The organism is Sodalis sp. (in: enterobacteria), assembly GCF_051710625.1.
In the GTDB taxonomy this organism is placed as follows: domain Bacteria; phylum Pseudomonadota; class Gammaproteobacteria; order Enterobacterales; family Enterobacteriaceae; genus JBPESN01.
On record NZ_JBPESN010000115.1, the window covers coordinates 1 to 3,530 of the forward strand.

Below are 3,530 nucleotides of genomic sequence, written 5' to 3' on the forward strand. Positions count from 1 at the left end.
ACTACAAAATACCATTAGGCACGATAAGCGTTTGGTTGTAGTTCATGGCGGTAACTCCTTCCGTTGATGTGGTGGATACGCTACACTTGGCCTAAACAGGGGGATTTCCCCATGGGTCAAGTCGCATTTGATACATTGCTGGCGTCAGAAGAGCTTCAGACACCCGGGCTTACCAGTGAGCAATCAAGGCCATTTCGCTCGTCGTACGCAAGTCTCATGAGGTGGCTGATGTGGCTACCAAGGCTGATATTGCCAATGTGAGGCGTGACCTTGAGGACGTGCGCAAAGAGCTTTCAGCCGATATTGCGGATGTCCGCAAAGAGATAGCCGATGTCCGTAAGGACCTGTCAGCAGAGATAGCCGGTCTTCGTAAGGATATGGCTGCGGAATTTGATAAAATTAACGATAAATTTGAAAAGTTTGGCATGCAGATGAGCATCAGGCTCGGGCTCATGGTCGCCGCCGCCGTCAGTATCATTGCTGCCATCCTCAAAATGTAACACGGTCCTGTATAGCGTATAACAATCATTCTGTAGTTAATGAATAATCTGCCGAGATAAGCTTGGTACAAGTCAAAGTAATTAGTGCTTTAATCCGCCGGTGTGATTTTAGGGTCGGTAGCTCAGTTTGGAAGAGCGTACGAGTTGTTAAACCGTAAGGGCGCGGGTTCGATGCCTACTCGACCCTCCACATTTCAATAGCTTTCTATCGTTAATTTCCTTACCTGCTTCTTAAGTCGTTTATTTTCCTCCATTAGATATGGCAATGGTTAATTTATATACCATTGTATCGTGGTCGTCGTATGGATAAGTGTCGATGCGCATTAAATAATGCGAATCATTAATGTTATTGCTACCGTTGGTGACGGCGACCATTTCACCGAAATTTGGATGGTTGAAGGTCATTATACGAGGCTTGTTAAGTTGCATCATTCAATCCTCCGTTGGCTATCAAAATATTTTCGTTTCTCCCAATCTTCCCGGCATTCTTTGCAGCAGAAATTACCCTCGGCAGGGGCTTCGCAATAATAGCAACGTCCGGTAATAGGTAATGTTTGCTCTCGATGATTAGCAATCAGGTGTTGACGGAAAGCTTCTTCGTTCTGACTAGCTAGATCGATATCATCTACCATAAATCTCTTTCATGCTCCTAATCGTTTAATAATTTCCGGGTATTATCCGTCAGCGGTGCCTGATATTTCTCAACCATCCGCGCGGCATAAGCGAGTGCATCCTCACGGTCGGAGAAGTCGCCGATGGCCTGCATTGTACCGTCAGCCTTACGGATATCGACGGTGAAAAAATCAGCATCATCATTCTCTTGCAACGTGTAGCCCCAGTCATCATAGGTTGCGCCAGACAGGATGATTTCAGTAACAATTGACCCCGGGGCTATCAGGTGGTCAAATTTGTCAATCAGCTTTTGCATGGTGGTCTCAGTTTCCGTTAGAATAAAAGAGTATCCTTTGCCGGTAATATTACCTCGCCGCAAATGTTCCCGCCTGCTTTCTATATCCAGCCTGAAATAACGCCACATTCTCCAGGCAGCACGAACCCTCCTTAAATGCCACGAACGATCCGCAATGTGGATATCTGGCTTTCATGTGCTTCTGGGCGGAAAGGGCAATTTGTTCTTGGTACTGGGACGGCGTGCTTAAATCAAGCGACAGTGCTGGTTTGCGTTTGCAGGCTAATTCTATTCGGGTAAGCGTTTTACGTTTTTCTGGCTTCAGCCCCAGCACCTTATCGATGCGGGATGCCACAAGTTCGCGCTGGACTGCTTCTGCCTTGCGGCGATCTTTAAGGCGTCCCGAAGCATGGGTGATCGGCCTGACCGTCTTGCCATGTACGATAGTCGTCATACTTTCTCCTGTTGATTTTTGGCTATGCTGGCATCAGAACACTCAGAAATCAGCAAAAGGGTTGCACTTTGTCAGTGCCCGTAGAGCGTTAAGCTCGTTGTAGAAGTAGAGTACTGCAATTTGCTATCCCACCGTCTGGCTCGTCTTGCGGCTATCTGCTGGGTTGATGGGATAGATGATAAACTTTTAGACTGCAATTAGTCAATCGCAAATAAGATTAATGTTCGCATTATGCGATAACCGCTTGATGGTTAAGTGATTAGAAACTTTTTTTTCGATTTTTTGTACGCGGAAACCCCCGCAGGAGATACAGGATAAAAATTCAAAAAGAGAGGGAGTGATTAACTCCAATTAAATTGAGATAACAGCTTGATTGCTAATCAAAAATCCCTGCTGCGTAGTAAACTTTACCTATAATTGTTAAATCGGATATGGATATTATCCCCTCAGGATAATCATCGGGTTTATTATTCTTTAATCGTACTTTACCTTCAGGTAGCTGATAAAGTGTACGGAGCATGTAAACGCCTCCGTATGATACCGCGTAAGTTTTACCATTTCGCACATCCTTCACACTTCTATCTAAGATTACGATAGAACCCTCATTTATATGAGGGGACATACTATCATCGGGCGCAATGATAGCCACAGAGAAATCCAGGGAATTGTTTGTTTTTGATGGGATATTTCTAGGCAACCAAAACATGGGATTAAAATCCTTTTCACCATCTTTGCCAGGGGAAAGCACCCACTCCATGCGGTTATATATTTTTATAGCAAAAACATCACTGCTTATAGTTTCTTTTTTATCATATAACGAGACTGTATCAGAAAAAAATTGATAATCATTATTGTTATAGTTAGCTCTCATCTCCCCAATGCCATCTGAGAGCCACTCAGGATTGACACCTAAAACTTTGGCAATTTTGAAAAGCTTTTTGGTTCCCGATGCTCCACCACTGGTAAGCCTCCAAACGCTAGATTGTGCCATCCCTACAGCTCTAGCCAAGGAGCCTTGAGTGTGCCCTGTTGCTTGCATTGCTATTTTAAGCCTTTCTGAAAAGCTCACATGAGTAACCTTTTGAACTGATTTGTTGAAGAATATCGCAGAAGCGATATTTATTCAAAATAGCAGCTGCGATTGACTGCGCATTTTAATCTATTTATAATCGAATTTGCTTATAGGAGATTCGATTCATGAAGAATTTGGGAGTAGAACAGGCAATGGCCATCGCTGGTAGCCAAATGGCATTAGCAAAAAAGTGTGGCAGAGCACAATCGACGATCTGTGACTGGCTAAATGGCAAAATACAGATATCCCCAGAATATGTGCCCGATCTAGTTGAGGCCACGGGAGGTCAGGTTCTTGCTTACCAATTCCGGCCAGATTTACCTAAGCTCTCCCCCCCCCCCCGGAACAGAACGCATAATCAACAGTACCACTTTCACAACGGACATTCGTCCTAAGGTCGCTGACAAAGCGAAAACTCAACATACCACAGTACCCACTCACTGTGACTAGCTCACGACATTATCACGTTTATTGATTATCAATCAAAGGATTATCTCCGATGGAGAACGCAAAAACACGCAAAAATTCTGCGGTTGAGTTTATCAGCAGTCACCTTGTTGCAGCAGCTTATCAGCCTATCACACACATTAAGTAAAC

5 protein-coding genes, 1 tRNA gene and 1 pseudogene are annotated in these 3,530 nt (G+C 44.3%); 3 read left to right on the forward strand and 4 right to left on the reverse strand.

The window, feature by feature from the left end; all coding sequences use genetic code 11:
• Positions 1–111: 111 nt before the first annotated feature.
• Positions 112–500, forward strand: a pseudogene (locus tag ACTBDU_RS16190) (DUF1640 domain-containing protein).
• A 111-nt stretch (positions 501–611) separates the two neighbouring features.
• A tRNA-OTHER gene (locus ACTBDU_RS16195) sits at positions 612–690 on the forward strand.
• A gap of 238 nt (positions 691–928) precedes the next feature.
• Here the strand turns inward: ACTBDU_RS16195 and ACTBDU_RS16200 are convergent.
• The 4 genes from ACTBDU_RS16200 to ACTBDU_RS16215 all read right to left on the reverse strand — a co-directional run bounded on the left by ACTBDU_RS16200 (position 929) and on the right by ACTBDU_RS16215 (position 2,930).
• Entirely contained in the window at positions 929–1,132 is a 204-nt protein-coding gene (locus ACTBDU_RS16200; protein ID WP_438807186.1) for a hypothetical protein, read from the reverse strand.
• A gap of 17 nt (positions 1,133–1,149) precedes the next feature.
• Entirely contained in the window at positions 1,150–1,428 is a 279-nt protein-coding gene (locus tag ACTBDU_RS16205; RefSeq protein ID WP_438807187.1) for a hypothetical protein, read from the reverse strand.
• A gap of 49 nt (positions 1,429–1,477) precedes the next feature.
• Entirely contained in the window at positions 1,478–1,861 is a 384-nt protein-coding gene (locus tag ACTBDU_RS16210; RefSeq protein WP_438807188.1) for an antitermination protein, read from the reverse strand.
• Positions 1,862–2,237: 376 nt separating this feature from the next.
• The gene (locus tag ACTBDU_RS16215) at positions 2,238–2,930 is read right to left on the reverse strand and encodes a LexA family transcriptional regulator (RefSeq protein ID WP_438807189.1); all 693 of its coding nucleotides are present in this window, start codon (positions 2,928–2,930) and stop codon (positions 2,238–2,240) included.
• Between the two features lie 128 nt (positions 2,931–3,058).
• Between ACTBDU_RS16215 and ACTBDU_RS16220 the strand changes: the two genes are divergently transcribed.
• A complete protein-coding gene (locus ACTBDU_RS16220; RefSeq protein WP_438807190.1) occupies positions 3,059–3,328 on the forward strand; it encodes a transcriptional regulator in 270 nt (89 codons plus the stop codon).
• Positions 3,329–3,530 lie beyond the last annotated feature (202 nt).